The 2,826-nt window shown below is 58.9% G+C and carries 2 protein-coding genes; one reads left to right on the top strand and one right to left on the bottom strand.

Going from position 1 to position 2,826, the window contains the following annotated elements; translation table 11 throughout:
• On the bottom strand, window positions 1-365 hold a 365-nt coding region (locus JF66_RS15560; protein ID WP_035879470.1), incomplete at its 3' end, for a S26 family signal peptidase.
• A 198-nt stretch (window positions 366-563) separates the two neighbouring features.
• Here JF66_RS15560 and JF66_RS15555 point away from each other — a divergent pair.
• A complete protein-coding gene (locus JF66_RS15555; protein WP_035879469.1) occupies window positions 564-1,169 on the top strand; it encodes a hypothetical protein in 606 nt (201 codons plus the stop codon).
• The last annotated feature ends 1,657 nt before the right edge of the window (window positions 1,170-2,826 follow it).

Below are 2,826 nucleotides of genomic sequence, written 5' to 3'. Positions count from 1 at the left end.
CTGTCGCCGGTGCTCAGCCCCACAACAGTGAGCGCGGCATCTAGTGCACTGAAGAGATTCAGCGGCACAGGTTGTTGCGGTGGGAGCCAGTTTCCCGGGTCGGTGAAGACGACGACGTCGCCGTGTTCAATCGGGATCAGGTTGGGAACGAGTTCATTCACAATGATTCGATCATTGACCAGGAGCGTGTTCGCCATCGACGGTGAGGGGATGTAGAACGATCGCACGACAAAAGTTTTGAGAAGGGCTGAGATCAAGATCGCTATGACCACGATGATCACGAGGTCCCGCACGAACTTCAGTGCAGGAGACCCGACCCTGGTTCGGCCACGCGCAGAACGTGTGGCGTCCTCGACTGGAATCATTCAATGGTCCTAGGGCAGTGGCGAAAACTAATATCGACCGGCGGAAACGAGTGGGTCCGTCGAACAGAATTCGCGCAGTTTGCTCGTCACCGTCAGGGGAACCCTCTGCGAAAGCTGACCGAGGCGTCGTGTCTCGCAAGGATCGGATACTCGTTCGGGGCGATAGTGTCGAGGAAACGGCTGGCGGGAGGGGACGTAATGAGCGAAGCGATGCTGGCGCGTGATCTCCTACCGGCGCGGTACCGTGCGCTGCCCATAGTGCGCTTGTTCCTCCCCGCCTTCGATGCCGACGGTAATGCCCAGCGGTGGTCGTCCTATCTCGTTAATGGAACGGAATTGACCGGCTCCACCAGCTGGTTTGACGTTTGGGATCGGTATGTCGATCAGCTCGGCGCGTCTGCCAGTCCACCAGAGCCGTCCCGAGGGTTCGTTGACCCTGTGACGGCCCAGGCGATCAACGACGCACTGCAACAACTGGGACCGACCAATGTGCTGCACTGCCTGAGCTGGGCAGGATATGCGCCCCATGACCACTCAGGCATGTTGACCCGGAGGCTCGATGATGATTACGTTCCTTACGACCTCCCCGTCCGTGAATTCATTCAATCCAGTCCGGACGATCGCGTTCCAGAATTTGCGAATGATGACGAGGGGCGGTTTGCCTGGGGAACCTTCGTGTATCCCGATTCGGTGATCATTGCTGCGGATATCGGCATCTACCGCCATTTGCTCAACGACGTTCGCTTGGACACCGTTTCGATCGTGAATGCAAGAGATATTCTGCCCGTCAGCTCGGGCGATTAGCCGCGAAGACCTTTATAGATTCTTGATGCTCAGAGGCGGCCACGAGGGGCAGTTCTTTGGTGGCGGCAGAGAATCTGAATTGACCTGATCGGGTGCCACGCCGTACCTGTCCGTCCCGCCTCCCACCGATGCGCCTCGCACTGACCCTGTCGCCGTCCCGGTTATGGAACCTCTTGCGGGACGCCCCCAACTGACGAAGTGCCGAGCATCCCTCAGCTGCAACCTTCTATTTCTTCCTCTTTCGCGAAGCGAGTGGGCCGAAAAAGATTCCAGCGCCTATGGCGACGGCCACGCCAATGATGATTGCGATGTCGATGAGTCTTCCCCCGGTAGATTCCATTGATCTAAACCTGCCACGCAGGATTAGGTCGAGCGTAGCGCTACGTCCGTGCACGCGAATGTCGATTGCCGGTCCGAGCAGGTACCTCGTAGCCGGGCGAGGTAGCGCCCGTAAGCGGAACGGTCTGCGGACAGCGACGGCTCCACCCCAATGGTCTCGGCACTGGCGGTCGAAAACGCCAACGAGTCCGGTGGGCCGTGCCGATAGATATGACGTCTTCCGGGGGCAGGCCCATGTCGATACTGTGATGGACGTTCGGTGCTTTCTGAGAAACCTGAACCGAGCTGGGAGGCTACAGATGTTTCGCACAAAGTACTGTGCGCTGACCTCAGCCCTAGCTCGGACCAGCCACCAGAAACGACAGCGGAGACACCGCCTGCTTGAACGCAACGGTCACGGTGCACGATGAATAACGTCACCAAGAAACATTTCAGTAGACGCGGCCTGCATCTCCTCTGGACGCTGCCACTGGCTTTCGTGCCCGGATACATGGCGGCTTCACTGGCGCGATTTGGGCGATGCGGGTTCGACCGGTGTCTTGGCGATCCTGGAGGATTTGCGTCACCGAGTGCGTCAGAGGGTGTCAGGGCCGCAATCATTGCCGGGGTCTTCATATTCGCGGCCCTAGCGCTCACGCCCTGGCTGCGTCCGATCTGGCTTCGACTTATTGTCAGCCTCATGCTCTCGGTGCTCGTGGCTGTCTGGTGGATTTGGGGAATCCTCTATACGAGATGACTCATTTGAGGAGACAGCCGGGGCGATGACGGCGGTGCTGGCTTCGACGATCATCTTCGCCGCGGCTAGGGCGGCCATCGGTTGGCCCCACGACCGCACAGGTCCGCTCATCTTCGAAAACACATGGCACACGAAATCGCAACGCGCCCGCCCGCAAGCGGAACCTCACACGGGATGTTTCTCGTGCGCTCGGCACGAGAACCTGGTCAAGCGTCGCGAGTCATCATGCTTGCCGGACAAACCACAAAGCTGCCGTGACGATTGGGACGGCTGTTAGGACGGACGCGGCCGCGAGCTGAAGTGCTCTCTTCCTCGCTTTCGCTGGTTTCCAGCGTCCGAAAAGGCCCCATGACAGCGCAACTATGAACGTGAGAAACGTCACTAACGGGAGCACCTCTCGCGCTTGCACCGCAAGGAGTATGCGTGGTGTGAGCTCCGTGGCGGGAGTGTTGTCAAAGAAAATGACCGATCCGAGAAAGACTGTGAATAGAAGGAACCCTAGCCCGACTATCGAAGTGACCACTCCCCACGGGGCGCAGATCCGCCGCCTGCTTTGTGAAAATCGCAGTGAGGTGAATACGA

The sequence above is a fragment of the Cryobacterium sp. MLB-32 genome (assembly GCF_000738085.1).
GTDB lineage: Bacteria > Actinomycetota > Actinomycetes > Actinomycetales > Microbacteriaceae > Cryobacterium.
Note: the sequence above shows the minus strand (reverse complement) of the source record. Positions and strands in the feature narration are given on the sequence as shown.

Excerpts from the sequence above, each read along its gene's own strand:
- JF66_RS15555 (WP_035879469.1), top strand. The coding sequence starts at position 564 with ATGAGCGAAGCGATGCTGGCGCGTGATCTCCTACCGGCGCGGTACCGT.